We start from the raw sequence: 17,338 nt of genomic DNA, 5'->3' as shown, positions 1-17,338 counted from the left end.
GACGTCGACGACGTGGTCGCGCTCCGGGACGCCGGCGCCGCGGCCGTCGTCGTCGGCACGGCGCTCTACGAGGGCAACTTCACGCTCGAAGACGCCCAGGCCGCCGTCGACGACCGGGACTGACCAGCCAGTCGGCGCGTTTCTCCAGGCCACCCAGCTGGCGCGTATCGACAGCCGGCCAATCTGTCGGGCGGGACTTCGAACGGGGCCGACCGGGAGGGGGCTTTCGAGGAGGAGACGGATACGAGGAAGGCGCCAAAAGCACGCGCAACAATGACTAGCAGGCGGAACGGCCTTGTAGCCGGCTCTCCACGTCCCGTGTATGACCGACCGGACGGCGGCAGTGAGTCGCGAGACGGCGGAGACGGACGTCGACGTGACGCTCGACGTGGACGGGGACGGCGACAGCACGGTGGAGACCGGCATCGGCTTCTTCGACCACATGCTGGATTCGTTCGCGAAGCACGGGCTCTTCGACGTGACAGTGCGGTGCGACGGCGACCTGGAGGTCGACGACCACCACACTGTCGAGGACGTGGGCATCGCGCTCGGGACGGCGTTCGCTGACGCGCTCGGCGACAAGCGCGGCATCGTGCGGTACGCCGACCGCCGCGTCCCGCTGGACGAGGCCGTCGCGGGCGTCGTGGTGGACGTCTCCGGGCGGCCGGTGTACGAGTTCGACGGCGAGTTCGGCCAGGAGCGGGTCGGCGAGTTCACGAGCGTGCTGGCGCGGCACTTCTTCCGGTCGCTGGCGACGAACGCCGGCCTGACGCTGCACTGCGAGGTGGACGGCGAGAACGCGCACCACGAGGTGGAAGCGCTGTTCAAGGGCGTGGCGCGGGCGCTCGACGACGCCACCCGCATCGACGACCGGCGGTCGGGGACGCCGTCCACGAAGGGCGAACTGTAGCGGCGCTGTCCGCTACCGGTGTTTCAGACTGTTCGGAGGCCGTCCGCGGTTTCTTCGACGTCGCCGTTGTCGACGGCGGCGTCGACGGCGTCCTCGAACTGGCGGCCGCCGATGTCGTAGGCGTTCGTCGCGAGCACGCGCAGGTCCTCGCGTGGCATCGCGCCGTCGCGGTTCTGAAGGAGGCGCACAATCTGGGCGTAGCCGTCAGGCCGGGGCGTCCGTGCGGTCTCGGACGCCCGCGTTTCGGTCCCCTCGGCGGCTGTGGCATCGCCATTTTCGGCGGTTTCAGCGTCGACCGACTCGGATTCCGCTTCGATAGTGATGCCATCGGTGTGGTCGGCCGGCGAACTGTCGGGTTGGTCCGGAGGGGCCGCAGCAACTGAGTCGTCGGTGTCACCGGCGGCGTCGAGGGCGTCGTCGACGGCCGTCCCGCTGTCAGGGACCGTCTCGCCGTCTGCGTCCATCTCGCTGTCCCCCGCAGTCGTCGATGCGGCGCCGTCGGTGTCCCCTGCAGTCGTCGACGCGTCGCTTCCGGCCGACGCGTCCGGGGCGGTGGTCGTGGACTCGGCAGCGTCCAGCAGCGGGTCGACGACGGACTGGAGGGTGGTCCGGCAGTCGGTGCAGAGCGCGAGGCGCTTCGGGTCGCCCGCGACGGACGCCGGAAGGACCTCGTAGACGCCGTCGGCGGCGGCCCCACAGAAGTCACAGGTGTCGAGTTGACGCATACGCGCACCGACGGCGCGCGCCGCCAAAAGCCTCCTGTCCCGACGCGGCCCGCCGCCTGGCGGGGCCGCGCGGAATCCAGCCCACCGCGGCACCCCACATCGTTTTCACGACACGACGTCTCCGTCACGGTATGTTCGAGGACATCATGCAGAAGTTCGAGGGGAGCCCCGGCCAGCAGGCCGTGATCCGGCTCCTGCTCGAACGCGGCTTCTCGGTGAACGACGACGGGCGCGTGGTCTCCGGGGACATCGAGATTCCCTACACGCAGATCGCCGAGGAGGCCGGCGTCGACCGCCGGGTCGTCGACTCGACGACGGAAGCCATCCTCGCTGACGACGAACTCACGCGCATCTTCCAGAACATCAGCCAGATTCCGAGCCTGATGGACCTCGCACCCGTCCTCGACTTGACCGTCGTCACGGTGGAGGTCCAGGACGCCGACGAACCCGGTATCGTCGCGGAAGTCACCGGACTGCTCGCCGAGCGCGACATCAGCATTCGCCAGACCATCAGCGAGGACCCCGAGTTCACGGACGAACCGCGGCTCTACCTCGTGACCGACGAATCCCTGCCCGGGGACGTGGTCACGGAGCTGATGGCGTTGCCGTTCGTGCGGTCGGTCGAACTCTCCTGACCGGGCCGGCAGACCCGGGCGCCTCGAAGAACCGGGAGCGACGCGGCTGCGTTACGGTTCGCCGATCACGCTGGCGATGACGAACAGGTAGCCGACGGTGGTGATCGCGTAGTTCACCGTCAACAGGACGACGGCGTTGTCGAAGTCCTGGGCGAACGCGGAGACGGTCGTCGCGATTGCGGCGGCGACGATGAGCGAGAACCCGAGCGACAGCAACAGCATCTCGCGGCGCTCCGTCCGGAGGTAGGCGTTGGCGGCAATCGACACCATCGCCAGTCCCGACATCGAGAGCGCGATGCTGAAGAGGACGTAGATGAGTTCCAACGTCGTCAACGCGGCCATCGGAGTATCACTTTCGCGAGCGCACGCATAATCCTTTGGGGGAGTGTCCTGACGGCGTCCTCCGGTTGGCAGCACGCACGCAGCATGCGGCCGTCGGACAGACGAGGAACTCGCAACCGATCCTGCGCTTGCAACCGCAAGCGGGAACTCGCCGCGGCACCGAGGACGAGGCGTGACTGACGCGTACGAGACGGTGGCGGGCCGCGGCGAAGCCTCCTTCGAGGTGCGGGGCTCGGAGTTCATCGGGTACGCGTCGCCCGCGGCGACCGCCGCGGACGCCGAGGCGTTCGTCGACACCGTGCGGAGCGAACACCAGGACGCGACGCACAACGTCCCCGCGTACCGGGTTCGGGTCGAGTCCGGCGGGCCGGGAGACGGGTACATGCTCCGGGAGTACCAGTCCGACGACGGCGAGCCGACGGGGTCCGCCGGGAAGCCGGCGTTGAACGTCCTCCAGCAGCGCGACGTCGAGAACGTGGTCGTCGTCGTCACCAGATACTACGGCGGCACGAACCTCGGCGTCGGCGGGCTCGCGCGGGCGTACTCGCGGGCCGTCAAGGACGCCGTCGACGCCGCCGGCGTCGTCGAGGAGCGCCCCCAGGAGCGGTTCGCGGTGACCGTCGTGTACGACGATTCCGGCACCGTCCGGGGAATTCTGGAGGGCGCGGACTGCGAGTTCGACGCGGACTACGGCGAGGACGTCTCCTTCGACGTCACCGTCGCTCGCGCGGACGCCGACGCGCTCCGCGAACGCATCCAGGACGCGACCAGCGGCCGCGCGGACGTCGAATGATCGCCCCCCCCCCCCAATTTCTTCGGCTCACCTAAAATTCGAAGCGGCTAAATGCGTTTAGGCTAGCCTAAACTATATGGTCGGACGAACTGACAGCACGGAACTGACGCGTAGACAGCTCCTCCGGGCGGCCGCGGGCGTTGCCGCCACCGGCGCACTCGCGGGCTGTACCACCGGCAGCGGTGGCGGTAGTGATGGGACGACCGAGGCACCCGAGGCGACAGGCGAAACCACTACCGGTTCGGCCGAGCAGACGACCGCCGAGTCCACGGAGTCGTACTCGGTGTCCATCGAACCGGTGGGCGACGTGACGTTCGACGAGGTGCCCGAGACGTGGGTGGCGAACAACGGGAGTTGGGCGGACATGGGCGCCGCACTCGGCCTCGAGCCGCCGAAAGCCCTCTGGCTGACGAGCCGCTACCACACACAGTACTACGACAGCATCGACGGCGTCAGCGTCGACACGAGCGACATGGTGTCGCTGTACCAGGACGGCGGCGTGAGCTTCGAGCGGTTCCTCCAGTTCGACGCCGACGTGCACGTGATGGATCCGAACTTCCTGCAGAACCGCTTCCAGGGCTGGACCGGGGAGGACGTCGCCGAGCTCGAGGAGCGCGTCGCGCCGCTGTTCGGGAACTGCAGCTACGCCCAGCACTACCCGTGGCACGACGACTACCGGTACTACACGCTGATGGAGGCGTTCGAGAAGCTCGCGCAGGTGTTCAGGCGCACTGACCGCTACGAGGCCTTCGAGGGAGTCCACGCGGACTTTCAGTCGAACCTCGCACCCGTGGTTCCGGGACCAGGAGACCGCCCGGAGGCGGCGGTCGTCTGGGGGGGGGCGGTCGGGAACCCACGAAGTTCTACCCGTACGTCATCGGCGGCGGCACGGGATTTAAACACCTGCGGGATCTGGGCGTGCAGGACGCACTCGCTGCGAGCGGCGTCAAGGACTTCCACGGCACGCGCGCGGCCATCGACGTGGAGACGCTGCTCGACGTCGACCCCGAGGTCCTGTTGCTCCGCGGCTACGAGGCGATGTCCGCGAGCGACTTTCAGGACACAGTCGTGGGCTTCCTCGAGGACCACGAGACCGCGAGCCGTATCGCTGCCGTGGAGAACGAAGCGGTCTACCGCGCTGGCGGCCTCTACCAGGGCCCCATCACCAACCTCGTGCTGACCGAACGACTCGCCGGTGACCTCTATGGCTTCGACGGCGACCTGTTCGACCGCGACCGGGTAGCCGGCATCGTCAATGGGGAGTTCTGACGTGGCTGATAACTTCGACAGCCACAGGGACGTGGTCGTCGTCGGCGGTGGGCCGACCGGCTGCTCGGCGGGCGTGTTCACGGCCCGGTACGGCCTCGACACGGTCGTCTTCGACCGTGGCGCGGGCGCGCTCGGGCGGTGTGCGTTCGTCGAGAACTACCCCGGCTTCCCGGGCGGCGTCGACGTCCCGACGCTGCTGGCGCTGTTCGAGGATCACGCAAAGACGGCGGGCTGCGACTTCGTCGACGACGCCGTCGATTCCATCGACGCAGTGGGTGACGGCGGCTTCGCCGTCGAGACCGAGGACGGCCGCCGCGTCCGGGCCGAGTACGTCCTCACCGCAGCGTGGTACGACGCAACCTACGTGCGTCCGCTCGTCGGCGACGAGGCGTTCGAGACCCACGAACACGACGGCGAAACCCACGAGCACCTCGACCCGGACTATGCCGATGAGGACGGGCGGACGCCCGTCGAGGGCCTCTACGTCGCGTCGCCCGCGGGCGAGTGGAACGCACAGGTCGTGATCGCGGCGGGCCGCGGCGCGCACGTCGCGCGCTGCCTGCTGGCCGACCACCGCGAGCAACGAGGTTTTCCCCAGGGCGTCGCCGCGCACTACGACTGGCAGCGCCGCGAGAGCGAGTTCAGCGGCGACTGGGGCGACCGCAACCGCTGGCGCGAGTGGTACGACGAGGAGGCCGGCGACGACCACGGTCTCGACGAGGACCGCTACGAAGCACTCCGGGAGGCGTACATCGACCGCGCGTTCGAGACGAAGCTGACGGACGAGGCGATTCGCGAGCGCACCGAGCGTGGCTATCGACGGCTGCTCGAACACGTGCCCGACGACGCCATCCGGTCGTACCTCGCGGACCCCGACCCGGAGACGGAACGGCGCGAGGGGTAGCACAACGCCTTTCGTCGACCCAAGCAATCGACGAACATGAACACCGTCGAAGCGGCGGACTACCGCGAGCTTTCACTGCTCTCCCACCCGGCGGTCGCGCCGGGTAGCGACCGGGTCGCGTACGTCGAGGCGACCGCGGACGGCGACGAGGACCGCGAGGCGACCGTCTACGTCGCTCCCATCGGAGGCGGCGAACCGCAGCGGTTCACGGTCGCGGAGGGCGTCGACTCGGAGCCGGCGTGGAGTCCGTCCGGGGACCGCATCGCGTTCGTATCGACGCGGGGGGCAAGTGACGACCGCCCGCAGCTGTGGGTGGTACCGACGGACGGCGGCGAGGCCGAGCAGGTGACCGACGTCGTCGGCGGCGTCTCCGGCATCGCGTGGGGCCGGACGGCGACCGCATCGCGTTCGTGCAGTCCGTCCGCCCAGAGGAGGTCGAGGCGGGCCACGACTGCGAGGTCGGCGAGGACTACGAGCGCGAGGACCCAGACCCGCGCGTCATCGACCGGCACGTCTACAGGTCCCACGAGTCGTACGCCGACCGCGCCCGTTCGCACGTCTACGTCGTGGACCTCGCTGCCGACGAGGTGACGGCGGTCACCGAGGGGGAAGCGGACTGCCTCGGCCCGGCGTGGGGCGGCGACGCGCTCTACTACCCGATTCGGCGCGGGAGCGACGACGAACTGGAGTGGGACGTCGAAGCCTCCGACCCCGACAGCGGCGACACTGACGTCGTGACGACGGTGGACGGGTGGGGGCCGTCACTCGCCGTGGACGACTCGGCTGGACGCGACCGCATCGCGTACACCACGGAGCCCGCGGACGACCCGACGCTCGCGCAGACCGAGATCGAGGTCTACGACCGCGCGAGCGACGAGGTCACGCGGCCGACGGCGGGCGTGGACCGCGACGTCGAACTCTGGAACGCGAGTCACGCGCCCGAGTGGGGGGCGGACGGCGACTACCTCTACGCGTGCACGCCGGACGAGGGCGGGTACGTCCTACGGCGATTCGTCCCGGACAGCGAGCACGACGCGGACGCAGCGGTCGTGCTCGGCGGGGACCGCCACGTGCACGGGTTCTCGGTGACCCGGGACACGGTCGGCGTGGTGCAGTCGGAGTGGGACCACCCCGGAGACGTCGTCGCGGCCACCCCGGCGGGCGGCGAGGAAGTCCGGTTGACGCGCGTGAACGCCGACTACCTCGAGGACCGCGCGATCCGCGAACCGGAGGAACTCGCCGTCGAGTCCGGCGACGCCGAAATCCAGGGGTGGGTGTTGACGCCGCCGGATTTCGACCCCGGGGAGACGTATCCGCTCGCGGTCGAAATCCACGGCGGCCCGCACAGGATGTGGTCGACGACGGGGTCGATGTGGCACGAGTTCCAGACGCTGGCGGCCCGCGGCTACGTCGTGTTCTGGTGTAACCCCCGCGGCTCGTTCGGGTACGGGCAGTCTTTCCGCCGCGCCATCGAGCGCGACTGGGGCGACGTGACGATGCAGGACGTGATGGCCGGCGCTCGCACGGTCGCCGACCGCGGCTACGTAGACGCGGACAACGCGTTCGTCACCGGCGGGAGCTTCGGCGGGTACATGACCGCGTGGGTGGTCGGCCACACGGACTTCTTCGCGGGCGCGGTCGCCCAGCGCGGCGTCTACGACCTCACCGGATTCTACGGCTCCTCGGACGCCTACAAACTCGTCGAGGGGGACTTCCGCGCGGTGCCGTGGAGCGACTCCGAGTTCCTCTGGGAGAAGTCGCCGGTCGCGTACGCCGAGTACGTCGACACGCCGACGCTGGTCGTGCACGCCGAGAACGACTATCGGACGCCCGCGAACACGGCCGAGCTGCTCTACCGCGCCCTGCTGAAACACGATGTCGACACCCGCCTGGTCCGCTACCCCCGGGAGGGCCACGAGCTCTCGCGGTCCGGCGAACCCGGCCACATCGTGGACCGCATCGAGCGCATCGCGCGCTGGTTCGACGGCTACTCCGACCACCACGACGCCGACCCCGCCCTCGACCGCCCCCGGGACGACGGACTCAGTGCTGCCGACGACGAGGACGACCACGACGAGGACGGTGGCGAGTAGCAGGGCGTGACCGGGGGCGAGATTGGTGGCGAGGACGCGGCGGACAACAGCGGCGACGGCGACGCCGCCCGACGAGTCCGGCGCGATTCGGGGGCGTCTCCGGAGTGCACAATAGGGCTCCGGGGGTGCGTTTCGGACGGAACGCCTGACACTGTAATCCCCGTACTGCGTCGGGTTCGGGAGTCGAAACGAAGGGGTCGTCGCGGAGCCTCAGGCGACGATGATGTCCGTGTCGTCGCGCCGCGTCAGTCGACGATGATGTCCGTGTCGTCGCTCGCTGGCGTCGGGTCCGGGGTGGGGTCCGGCTCCTCGGGTTTCATCTCCGCCTCGAAGCGGTCGATCCAGTTGGCGAAGCACTCGGGGCAGAGTCGCTGGCTGTCGATCTGGGAGCGGTCCACCGTCACCCGGACGGTCCGCGAGAGCGGGTCCGCCACCGCGTCCCCACACCACTCGCAGGGCTCCGTGTCCGCGTTATCGCTCATACTGGCGTCGAAGACGGGCAACGCCTTGAAGCTGAGGGTGGTCGCCGCAGCCGAACGCTGCCGGGGCGACCGAGCCTCCGAGGGGAGGCGCCGTCAGGTCGTGCGGAACGCGCGGTCGCCGGCGTCGCCGAGGCCGGGGACGATGAAGCCGTCGTCGTCGAGGTGGTCGTCGATGGCGACCGTCAGGAGGTCGGCCTCCGGGAACTGGTCGCCGACGCGAATCAGGCCGTCGGGCGCGCTCACGGCCGACAGCACGAACAGGTCCTCGACGCCCGCGTCCGGCATCTCTTCCGTGACGTAGTCGAGGACGGTGCACATCGTCGACCCCGTCGCGAGCATCGGGTCGGCGACGATGACCGTGTCGTCCTCGGTGATCTCGGGGAGTTTCACGTAGTCGATGGTGATTGGGAACTCGCCGTCCTCGTTCATCCCGGCTTCCTCGTCGCGGCCCGCGCTGATGACGCCCTGCTTCGCGCGCGGGAACGCCTTCAGCAGGCCCTCGACGAACGGCGTCGCGGCCCGCAATACGTTGATGATGACGACGTTGTCCAGTCCCTTCACGCGCTCGCCGGTGGTCTCGGTGAGCGGCGTCTCCAGGGAGACGAACTCCGTCTCCATCGCGCCGTCGATGATTTCGTAGCCGCTGATGCGGCCGAGTTTCACCAGGCCCTTCCGGAACTCCACCTGCTCGGTTTCCACGTTCCGGATTCGGGAGAGCGTGTCCTTCGCCAGCGCGTGCGTGAGCACGTTCGCGTCGCCGCGGTCCTCGATGGGCATACGTACGACCCGACTCCGCGAGCGCTTAAATCCCGCTATCGCGGCTGCCGACCCCCCGGTCGGGCCGCGAGCGACAAGAGGTTTATTGCCGCGTGCCGTAGGCCCGACAAGATGGAGGAGAGCGTCGCCGGGTTCAAGGAACGCGGCACGTGGGGCGACATGGTCGAACACGGGGAGCGCGTCACGCAGGCGCTCCGCGAGGCCGACGCCCACGAGGAGTATCCGGATGCGTTCGACGAGTGGATTGAGTGGCGCCCGAAGTCCCACGAGCGCATCGAGGAGGAGGTCAGCGAGAAGACCGCCGAGCAGGCCAGCGTGGGCGAGAGCGCCGGCGAGAAGGAGGGGGCGTCCCCCGACGAGGACCTCCAGACGGCCGGCGAACGGCTCACGGAGTCCTACGAGGAACTCGAGGAGGGGGAGGCCGACACCGCCGTCGAGAAGTGGCAGGACTCCCTCAATCACGTGAAGCGAGCGGCCGACACCGCCGGCCGGAAGGCGCTGCGGAAGGTCGAGAACGTCGTCTACCAGAACGTGATGACGCAGGTGGCGCCGTATTACTTCGACAACGACCTCGTGAGCGCGAACCTCCAGCGGCTGCGCAGCCAGGAGGAGTTCGTCTTCGAGGTGAACGTCAACGACGACGACCTGAAGGACGCGGTCCGCGACCACCTCGAGTCCTTCGAGGACATCGACCGCTGGCACGTCGACACCGAGCGCGAAACCACCACCGCGGAAGCCGTCGAGGGCGTCGAACCCCCGGAATCCGGGGACGAAGACGAACCGAAGTCCACGCGCAACTGACTGGCCTGCGCGACCATCCCCGCTCTCTGTGCCGCCACACGTTCGTTGTCGCCGACCGAGAACGACCCGCGAGCCGCCGGTGTCTCCGCTCCGCGCGGCGGCCGGTTGGCTACCGGAAGGCGCGAATGAGCGGCGGGTCGGTAGTCTCTTAGGTAGCCCGCACGGAGAGGGCGGGTAATGGCTGGAGCGGGACTGGCAGTCCTCGTGGTGGCGGCGATAGCGAGCCTGTTCATGGCGTGGGCTATCGGCGCCGGGTCGTCCGGGTCGACCCCGTTCGCACCCGCCGTCGGCGCGAACGCGATCACCGTGATGCGCGCGGGGTTCGTCGTCGGCATCCTCGGGTTCGCCGGCGCCGTCTTCCAGGGAGCGAACGTCTCGGAGGCGGTCGGTCGCGAACTCGTCGTCGGGACGACGCTGTCCCCCCTGGCGGCGACGACGGCGCTCATCATCGCGGCGACGCTGGTCGCCATCGGCGTGTTCACGGGCTACCCCATCGCCACCGCGTTCACGGTGACGGGGCGCGGTTGTCGGGACGGGACTGGCGATGGGCGGCGAGCCCGCGTGGGCGAAGTACACCGAGATCGGTACGCTGTGGGTGCTCGTGCCGTTCGTCGGCGGCGGGATCGCGTACGTGACGGCGCGCGGCCTCCGCTCTATCGACCGCGACACCGCGACGGTGCCCGTGCTGGGCGGGGTCGTCGGGGTCATCGTCGCGAACATCCAGTTCGTGTTCTTCGGGCCGTCGGACGTCAGCCGGTCGCTCGCGCGAACCGCCGCGCTCCGCGTCGGCGACGCCGAACTCGCGGTCCACGCCGCGACAACGCTCGTGGTGGCGGCGCTCGTCGCGCTGGTCCTCTACCGGGACGTCGCCGGGGACGCCGAACGCGGCCAGCGCCACTTCCTGCTGGCACTCGGCGGCCTCGTAGCGTTCTCAGCGGGCGGGAGCCAGGTCGGCCTCGCAGTCGGCCCGCTGTTGCCACTGGTCGGCGGCGACATCCCGCTGGTGTACGTGCTCGTCGGCGGCGGCATCGGGCTGCTCGTGGGGTCGTGGACGGGCGCGCCGCGCATGATCAAGTCGCTGGCACAGGACTACTCGTCGCTCGGCCCGCGGCGGTCCATCGCGGCCCTCGTGCCGTCGTTTCTGATCGCGCAGCTGGCGGTGTTGCTCGGCGTCCCGGTGTCGTTCAACGAGATCGTGGTCAGCGCGATCATCGGCAGCGGCGCCGCGGTCGGCGGCCGTGACGCAGTCGACGCCCGGAAAGTCGTCGTGACGCTCGGCGCCTGGGCGGGGTCGTTCGTTCTCGCGTTCGGCCTCGCGTACGCCGGCGCCGTCGTCCTGTTGTGAGGGCTGTCGACGGCCGGTTCCGGCTCGACCGGTTCCAGCTCGGATTTGCTTCGCCCCGAATTCCGTGACGCAGCTGCTCAGTGCTTGTTCGAATGGACCCCGGTGAGACGACCATTTGGGGTAGTCATAGGGTCGTTCCCGATAGCGCGCGCGTCTCTCGCACATGCTGGATGCGCACTGTGAGACGGATCCACGCCGATACGTACCGGGTGGCGCGGTGTAGAGTCCGTCCAATCGGTGGCGCGTATTGGTGAGCCGAAACGCTGTGGGTGACAAACCATTTGGCGACGATTGTCGTAGTCACGCACACGCATGTACGAGGACATTCTGCTTCCGTTCGACGGAAGTGATGGGGCGGCAGAAGCACTGCATCACGCTGCCGAAATCGCTCACTGGGCCGACGCTACCATCCACGTTCTGTTTGTCGCCGATACCACACAGGAAAGCCTCACCGTCGTCGAAACCGAAGTCGTCGATGCACTCGTGCGGGAAGGCGAGGACGTCGTCGAGGAAGCGGAAGAAACACTCCGCACGCTCGGTGCGGACCACGAATCGGACGTCGTCCAGGGAAATCCAGCGCCGACGATCGTCGAATACGCCGAGCGGTACGACCACGACCTGATTGTGATGCCGACGCACGGTCGGGAGGGTGTGTCGCGATACCTCGTCGGCAGTGTCACGGAGAAGGTCGTGCGTCTGGCTTCCGTGCCGGTCCTCACGGCGCGGATGCGGCCCGACGAGCAGCTGACGTTCCCCTACGAGCACATCCTCATACCGACAGACGGGGGTGCGGGTTCGACCCGGGGTGCCGAGCATGGTCTCTCACTCGCAGCGTCCCTCGGTGCGACCGTGCACGTGTTGTCCGTCGTCGACGACTCTTCGCTCGGTCTGGACGTTCGCTCGACCGTGTCCGGGCAGGAACGTGAACAGGCTGCGACCGATGCCGTCGAGGACGTCGTCTCCGAGGCAGCGTCCCACGGAGTCACAGACACGAACAGGCACATCGAACACGGCGACCCCTTCAAAGTGATTCTCGACACGATCGACTCGAAGAACATCGACGCCGTCGCGATGGGGACGACGGGCCGTCGCGGGACTGACCGAATTCTGCTGGGGAGCGTCGCCGAAAAGACCGTCCGCTCCGCCCCAGTACCCGTCATCACAGTTGGAGACGACGAGTAATTCGAACCGAGTGACTCCGGGGGAATCACCAGCCGATGGTTAGTGTCGGTGGCTGTGCCGCATACACAGCACGAGTCGGGTATTCGATTCGTAGTCTGCCGCGTTCGCTGTCTCTCTCACTACCGCTCTCGTCCCATTCGAGTTCGAACTCGACACTCAATTGACCGGCGCCCCCTCACGTTCGGCTTTGACCTCGAAGGTCGGACGGGCTGAAGGCTCCATCGCCACGAACTCGATTCCCGGTGATAGCGCGATTGTGTCCCCTCGTTTCCTCGTCTCGGCTACGCGGCGGAGATACGCCGCAAACGCCTCTCATCCCTGACCGCGTTTCCGATTCGAACAGCACTTCTTCGGGCATGCAGAGACAGCCACCGCCTGCACGGACCGATTCGACCTGCGGTGACCGCGGGGCTGCGAACAGGCCCCGAGACCGACTCTCGTAGACGACTCCGGAGGCGGGATACGCCGGCGCCGGCAACTGCCTGTAAACGTAGCCCCCGCGTCGGTTTCTCGTAACGTATCAGGTACTGTTCTGAATAGAATTGTAGTGTTGTCCCAAAACCGTTAAGTACTGTAGGTCGGTTAGGCGAAGTTGAGCAGAATTCCATGAACTGCACAATACCGTTTGAGGTGAATCCCGATGTTCGGGCTTGAGAACGCTACCGGCATCGACGGCGCGCTGCTAGTCGTCGGTGTCGTTCTGGTCGAAGCAATCATTCTGTACGTCGGCTACGGCATCCTGGAGCGCATCTTCGGGCCGGCGATCGTCGACGCACTGAGTGGAAAATGACGATGGAACTGTTCGGCGTCGCCGTCACGCTGCTGGCGATGTTCGCCGGGTTCGGCGTCCTCATCGGCCTCCTCTTCGGCTTCTTCGGGATGGGTGGGTCGTTCCTCGTCACGCCCGCGCTGATGGTGATGGGCTACGAGACGGACGTCGCCGTCGCGTCCGGCCTCGCGTTCGTCTTCGCCACCTCCGTCATCGCGACGCTCAAACACCGCGACCTCGGGCAGGTCGACTACAAACTCGGAGTCCTGATGATCGCCGGCACCACCGCCGGCATCGAGGTCGGGAAACTCGGCCTGCACGCACTCCAGGCCATCGGCCTCGCGGACACCGTCGTGAGCGTCATCTACGTCGGCCTGCTCGGCGGCATCGGCGTGTTCATCACGTACAACGCCGTGACCGACGACGGCGACGGCGACGGCGGCATCAGCCACGACGCCGACGCGGAGGTCGACGCCGACGACATCCCCGACATTGCGAAGAAGATCCAGTCCTATCGGGTGCCCCCGATGATGAACCTGCGCGGCGGCATCAGCGTCTCACTGTGGATGATTCTGGCCGTCGCGTTCGCCACGGGCCTGCTGTCCGGGTTCCTGGGCGTCGGCGGCGGGTTCATCCGCATGCCCGCGCTGTTCTACCTCATCGGCGTCCCGGTGCCGATTGCTGTGGGCACTGACCTCTTCGAGATCGTGTTCTCCGGCGGTATCGGGAGCTTCCTGTACGCGATGGACGGTGCGGTCGACCTCGAAATCGTCGTCCCGCTGCTGGCGGGGAGCGCACTCGGTGCGCGCCTCGGCGCCGCCGCGACCAGTCTCGTCGACGAAGACGAGATCAAGGTCTACTTCGGCGTGATGTTGCTGCTCGGTTCGCTCGCGGTCGCCGTCCGGAAGATCGGGAACTGGTTCGACGTCCCCGAACTCCAGACGGTGTCGCTAGTCATCATCCTCGGCGCGGCGACGCTCGTCGCCGGCGCCGTGGTCGTGAGCTCCGTCCGCGAACTCCGGTCCGAGGAGGCGGCGGCAGCGAGCGCGGCCGACTGACGGCCGACCCAGAATTCCGCGCGAACGCCGCCAGCGAGCCGACTCGTGCGTGCAATTGTACAATCCGTACACAAGTCTTTTACCAGTGTAGTGATTACGTAGCGCTGATACCGATGCCAGATTCGATGTCCGAGCAACTCCGACAGGACATGGAGTGCGAGGGGCTGCTGGAGTGTTTCCACGGCCTCAAAGAACTCGACAAGGAGTGCTTCCAGGCGCTCGTCGAAGCCGAGGCACCGCTGACAGTCGACGAAATCGCGGACGCCGTCGACCGCGAGCGCTCGACGGCCTACCGCGCCGTACAGCGGCTCCTCCAGACGGGCTTCATCGAGAAAGAACAGATCAACTACGACCAGGGCGGCTACTACCACGTCTACTCGCCGACGGACCCGTCGAAGATCGCCGACGACATGCAGCGACTCCTCAACGACTGGTACGCGAAGATGGGGCAGCTCATCCAGGAGTTCGAGACGAAGTACGACCAGTCCGAAACGACGGCGCCGTCCCTCGAAGGCTAACGCGGCCGAGCAATCCGCTACACGGTCGACGCGGTACTGGAGCGCTTTTCTCTCCCTGACGGTTTAGAGACGGTTCGGCAGCCCCCGCGACGCGTACAACTGCGTGGACACGGGCTGTGTGACGCAGACGGCAGTGTGACGCAGACGACTGCGTGATGCAGATGACTGAGGAGGGCACACGACCGCACGAGTGAGAACGACTGCGTGAGGCACACAGCCGTGTGGCATCCGGCTCGCTGGCGCCTCAGACGGCGCGCCGATGCGGCCGGACCCACCAACCCAGTGTTGGGCAGTATTGTGCCCGCTACCCAAAACCCTTAATTGCCGGTGGCTCGTATCCGCTGGTGATGGCAACTGATACTGCGCCCGAGACCGGGACCGACCCCACGGACGAACCGCTGTACGTCGACGGCACTGCCGACCTCGACGAGATCGTCGCCGGCAACGACGTCGTCCTCGCGGACTTCTACGCGGACTGGTGTGGCCCCTGCCAGATGATCGAACCGGTCGTCGAGAAGCTCGCCGCCGAGACCGAGGCGGCCGTCGCGAAAGTCGACGTCGACGCCAACCAGCAGCTCGCCGCCTCCTACGGCGTCCGCGGCGTCCCGACGCTCGTCCTGTTCGCGGACGGCGAACAGGTGGAGGAGATCGTCGGCCTCCAGGGCGAAGACCAGCTGCGGTCGCTCATCGAGCGCTACGCCGAATAGATGCCCACTGGCATACGCGACCTCGTCGTCGCTGGCTCTGGGGTCGCCGGACTGTCGGCCGCGGTCTACGCGGCCCGCGCCGACCTCGAGCCGCTCGTGCTCGAGGGCGACGAACCGGGCGGCCAGCTCACGCTGACCACCGACGTCGAGAACTACCTCGGGTTCCCCGAGGGCGTCGGCGGCATGGACCTCGTGCAGCGCGGGAAACAGCAGGCCGAACGGTTCGGCGCGGAGTTCGAACGCGGTCGCATCGAGGACGCGACCCTTGACGACCAGCCGCTGGAACTCAGGCTGTCGTCCGGCGAGACGATCAGAACGCGATCGCTGGTGGTCGCCACCGGCGCGAGCGCCCGCTGGGTCGGCGCCGACAACGAGGACGAACTCATGGGCCACGGGCTCTCGACGTGTGCGACCTGCGACGGCGCGTTCCACCGCGGCGACGACGTGCTGGTCGTCGGCGGCGGGGACAGCGCGATGGAGGAAGCGCTCTTCCTCGCGAAGTTCGCCGACTCCGTGACGGTCGTGCACCGCCGCGAGGAGCTGCGCGCCTCCGAAATCATGGCCGACCGCGCCCGCGACCACGACGCCGTCGAGTTCCGCTGGAACACGGAACTCGAGGCGATTCACGGCTCGCAGACAGAGGGCGTGACCGGTGCAACGCTCGTCTCGCACCCCGACGGCTACCCGAAGGACCAGGCCGCCTCGGGCGTCGACGTCGACCGGGAGACGGTGGACGTCGGCGGCGTGTTCTACGCCGTCGGTCACACCCCCAACACCCGATTCCTCGAGGGAACCGGCGTCGAACTCGACGCCGACGGACACGTCGTCCCGCAGACGGACGAGTCGGGGCGCGCCACCGCTCGAACCACCGTCGACGGGGTCTTCGCCGCTGGAGACGTCGCCGACCACCGGTACCGGCAGGCGATCACGTCAGCCGGAACCGGGAGCATGGCCGCGCTGGACGCCGAGGAATTCCTCGAGGCGCTCGAGGAACCCGAACAGGCGACCGCCACCGCGACCGCGTAATCCGTCTCTCGTCCGTACCCCCTTCCTGGGCTCCTCCGCGACCCAAGACTACAGATACAGAATCCCAAAACGATGACCCAGACACACACTGCAACGCTCGTCCGTAGCGCCATCGGCGCAGTCCTGGCTGTGCCGTTCGTCGGCGTCGCTGCCGCACAGCAAGGTGGACAGGCCAGCGGCGCGAACGGCGGCATGGCAGGCGGTATGACTGGCGGCATGGGCGGGTTCGGCTGGTGGCCGCTCCTCGCGTCGGTCGTTCTGCTCGCCGCGCTCGCGTTCGTCGCGTACGCGTCCCTCGTGCGCCCGCGTGGCGGACGCACCAACGAGCGCCACACGGAGGACGCCGTAGCGACGTTGCGCGAACGCTACGCCCGCGGCGACCTCACCGCCGACGAATTCGACGAACGCCGCCGACGCCTCGAAGAACAGTAACCGGGCCAGGGCGTGGGCTTTCGACTCGACCGTTGTCCGGAACAAGGCGGGCCCCGTCTCGAACGACCGGAAGACGTCAGTCGTCGCCTTCGGCGGCGGAGTCGACGTCGGACCCGCGGACCGCCGTCGCTTCGCTGTCGACGCTGACGCCCTCCCAGTCGTGGTCCGCGTGGAAGCCCTCGCGCTCCTGGGCGCTGTGGGCGACGCGGATGAACTCCGCCTTTTCGCGCGCCGCCTCGATGGTGTGGCCGCCGCAGTAGGAGAGCCCGGAGCGGATGCCGGCACAGAACTCCTCGGAGACGGCGTCCACGGGGCCCTTGTACGGCGTCAACGCTTCGACGCCCTCGTCTGCGCCGACGGTCTGCTGCTTGTCGTCGCGGTCCTCCGCCGCCGCGGTGGTCGCCATCCCGCGCGAGCGCTTGTACTCGACGCCCTCGACCTCGACGACCGCGCCGGGAGCTTCCGCCGTCCCGGCGAACAGGCTCCCGAGCATCACGGTGTCGGCGCCCGCCATCAGGGCCTTCACCGCGTCGCCGGACGTGCGAATCCCGCCGTCCGCGCAGATGGTGA

General features: G+C 68.1%; 17 protein-coding genes and 5 pseudogenes. 16 read left to right on the top strand and 6 right to left on the bottom strand.

Going from position 1 to position 17,338, the window contains the following annotated elements:
- Both GRX66_RS08660 and hisB read left to right on the top strand, forming a co-directional pair.
- Positions 1-123 (top strand): annotated as a pseudogene (locus GRX66_RS08660) (1-(5-phosphoribosyl)-5-[(5-phosphoribosylamino)methylideneamino]imidazole-4-carboxamide isomerase); the annotation flags it as partial.
- Positions 124-322: 199 nt separating this feature from the next.
- Positions 323-910: an imidazoleglycerol-phosphate dehydratase HisB gene (gene hisB, locus GRX66_RS08655; RefSeq protein ID WP_159526201.1), complete on the top strand. Its 588-nt coding sequence runs from the start codon at positions 323-325 to the stop codon at positions 908-910.
- A 23-nt stretch (positions 911-933) separates the two neighbouring features.
- Here hisB and GRX66_RS08650 read toward each other — a convergent pair whose 3' ends face one another.
- Entirely contained in the window at positions 934-1,635 is a 702-nt protein-coding gene (locus GRX66_RS08650) for a hypothetical protein (RefSeq protein ID WP_159526200.1), read from the bottom strand.
- A gap of 131 nt (positions 1,636-1,766) precedes the next feature.
- Here GRX66_RS08650 and GRX66_RS08645 point away from each other — a divergent pair, with 131 nt between their 5' ends.
- Complete coding sequence (locus GRX66_RS08645) at positions 1,767-2,270, top strand: amino acid-binding protein (RefSeq protein ID WP_159526199.1); 504 nt, start codon at positions 1,767-1,769, stop codon at positions 2,268-2,270.
- Positions 2,271-2,321: 51 nt separating this feature from the next.
- Here the strand turns inward: GRX66_RS08645 and GRX66_RS08640 are convergent, their stop codons facing one another.
- Complete coding sequence (locus tag GRX66_RS08640; protein WP_201292965.1) at positions 2,322-2,612, bottom strand: hypothetical protein; 291 nt, start codon at positions 2,610-2,612, stop codon at positions 2,322-2,324.
- Between the two features lie 172 nt (positions 2,613-2,784).
- Between GRX66_RS08640 and GRX66_RS08635 the strand changes: the two genes are divergently transcribed.
- From GRX66_RS08635 to GRX66_RS20765, 4 genes and pseudogenes are all read left to right on the top strand, one after another.
- Positions 2,785-3,405 carry an IMPACT family protein gene (locus GRX66_RS08635; RefSeq protein WP_325064017.1) on the top strand — a complete coding sequence of 207 codons (621 nt, stop codon included), beginning with the start codon at positions 2,785-2,787 and terminating at the stop codon, positions 3,403-3,405.
- 76 nt (positions 3,406-3,481) lie between these two features.
- Positions 3,482-4,674 (top strand): annotated as a pseudogene (locus GRX66_RS08630) (ABC transporter substrate-binding protein).
- Positions 4,661-5,578, top strand: a complete 918-nt coding sequence (locus GRX66_RS08625; protein WP_159526198.1) for an NAD(P)-binding protein — start codon at positions 4,661-4,663, stop codon at positions 5,576-5,578. Before GRX66_RS08630 ends, GRX66_RS08625 begins: the two are co-directional and overlap by 14 nt.
- Before the next feature lie 36 nt (positions 5,579-5,614).
- Positions 5,615-7,671 (top strand): annotated as a pseudogene (locus tag GRX66_RS20765) (S9 family peptidase).
- Between the two features lie 245 nt (positions 7,672-7,916).
- Here GRX66_RS20765 and GRX66_RS08610 read toward each other — a convergent pair.
- Both GRX66_RS08610 and upp read right to left on the bottom strand, forming a co-directional pair.
- Entirely contained in the window at positions 7,917-8,153 is a 237-nt protein-coding gene (locus GRX66_RS08610) for a DUF7569 family protein (protein ID WP_159526197.1), read from the bottom strand.
- 93 nt (positions 8,154-8,246) lie between these two features.
- Entirely contained in the window at positions 8,247-8,930 is a 684-nt protein-coding gene (upp, locus tag GRX66_RS08605; RefSeq protein ID WP_159526196.1) for a uracil phosphoribosyltransferase, read from the bottom strand.
- A 111-nt stretch (positions 8,931-9,041) separates the two neighbouring features.
- Here upp and GRX66_RS08600 point away from each other — a divergent pair, with 111 nt between their 5' ends.
- The 3 genes and pseudogenes from GRX66_RS08600 to GRX66_RS08590 all read left to right on the top strand — a co-directional run bounded on the left by GRX66_RS08600 (position 9,042) and on the right by GRX66_RS08590 (position 12,258).
- On the top strand, positions 9,042-9,731 hold the full coding sequence (locus GRX66_RS08600) for a DUF5828 family protein (protein ID WP_159526195.1): 690 nt from the start codon (positions 9,042-9,044) through the stop codon (positions 9,729-9,731).
- Between the two features lie 177 nt (positions 9,732-9,908).
- Positions 9,909-11,076, top strand: a pseudogene (locus GRX66_RS08595) (anion permease).
- Positions 11,077-11,388: 312 nt separating this feature from the next.
- Positions 11,389-12,258, top strand: coding sequence for a universal stress protein (locus GRX66_RS08590; RefSeq protein WP_159526194.1), 870 nt, complete (start codon positions 11,389-11,391; stop codon positions 12,256-12,258).
- A gap of 25 nt (positions 12,259-12,283) precedes the next feature.
- On the opposite strand, the pseudogene GRX66_RS20760 reads toward GRX66_RS08590, so the two are convergent.
- Positions 12,284-12,616 (bottom strand): annotated as a pseudogene (locus GRX66_RS20760) (amphi-Trp domain-containing protein).
- A gap of 282 nt (positions 12,617-12,898) precedes the next feature.
- Here GRX66_RS20760 and GRX66_RS19500 point away from each other — a divergent pair.
- The 6 genes from GRX66_RS19500 (at position 12,899) to GRX66_RS08560 (ending at position 16,768) form a co-directional block, all read left to right on the top strand.
- Entirely contained in the window at positions 12,899-13,048 is a 150-nt protein-coding gene (locus tag GRX66_RS19500) for a DUF7512 family protein (protein ID WP_201292964.1), read from the top strand.
- Positions 13,045-14,085 (top strand): sulfite exporter TauE/SafE family protein, encoded by a 1,041-nt coding sequence (locus GRX66_RS08580; protein ID WP_394351515.1) that lies wholly within the window; start codon positions 13,045-13,047, stop codon positions 14,083-14,085. The genes GRX66_RS19500 and GRX66_RS08580 overlap by 4 nt, the downstream gene beginning before the upstream one ends.
- 113 nt (positions 14,086-14,198) lie before the next feature.
- Positions 14,199-14,603 (top strand): helix-turn-helix domain-containing protein, encoded by a 405-nt coding sequence (locus GRX66_RS08575; RefSeq protein ID WP_159526193.1) that lies wholly within the window; start codon positions 14,199-14,201, stop codon positions 14,601-14,603.
- A gap of 347 nt (positions 14,604-14,950) precedes the next feature.
- Entirely contained in the window at positions 14,951-15,310 is a 360-nt protein-coding gene (trxA, locus tag GRX66_RS08570; RefSeq protein ID WP_159526192.1) for a thioredoxin, read from the top strand.
- Positions 15,311-16,336: an NAD(P)/FAD-dependent oxidoreductase gene (locus GRX66_RS08565; protein ID WP_159526191.1), complete on the top strand. Its 1,026-nt coding sequence runs from the start codon at positions 15,311-15,313 to the stop codon at positions 16,334-16,336.
- A gap of 72 nt (positions 16,337-16,408) precedes the next feature.
- Positions 16,409-16,768 carry an SHOCT domain-containing protein gene (locus tag GRX66_RS08560; RefSeq protein ID WP_159526190.1) on the top strand — a complete coding sequence of 120 codons (360 nt, stop codon included), beginning with the start codon at positions 16,409-16,411 and terminating at the stop codon, positions 16,766-16,768.
- A gap of 76 nt (positions 16,769-16,844) precedes the next feature.
- Here the strand turns inward: GRX66_RS08560 and GRX66_RS08555 are convergent.
- Positions 16,845-17,338, bottom strand: a 494-nt coding sequence (locus tag GRX66_RS08555; RefSeq protein WP_201292963.1) for an IMP dehydrogenase, incomplete at its 5' end; no start/stop codon positions are given.

The sequence above is a fragment of the Halobacterium bonnevillei genome (assembly GCF_009831555.1).
In the GTDB taxonomy this organism is placed as follows: Archaea; Halobacteriota; Halobacteria; order Halobacteriales; family Halobacteriaceae; genus Halobacterium; species Halobacterium bonnevillei.
Note: the sequence above shows the minus strand (reverse complement) of the source record. Positions and strands in the feature narration are given on the sequence as shown.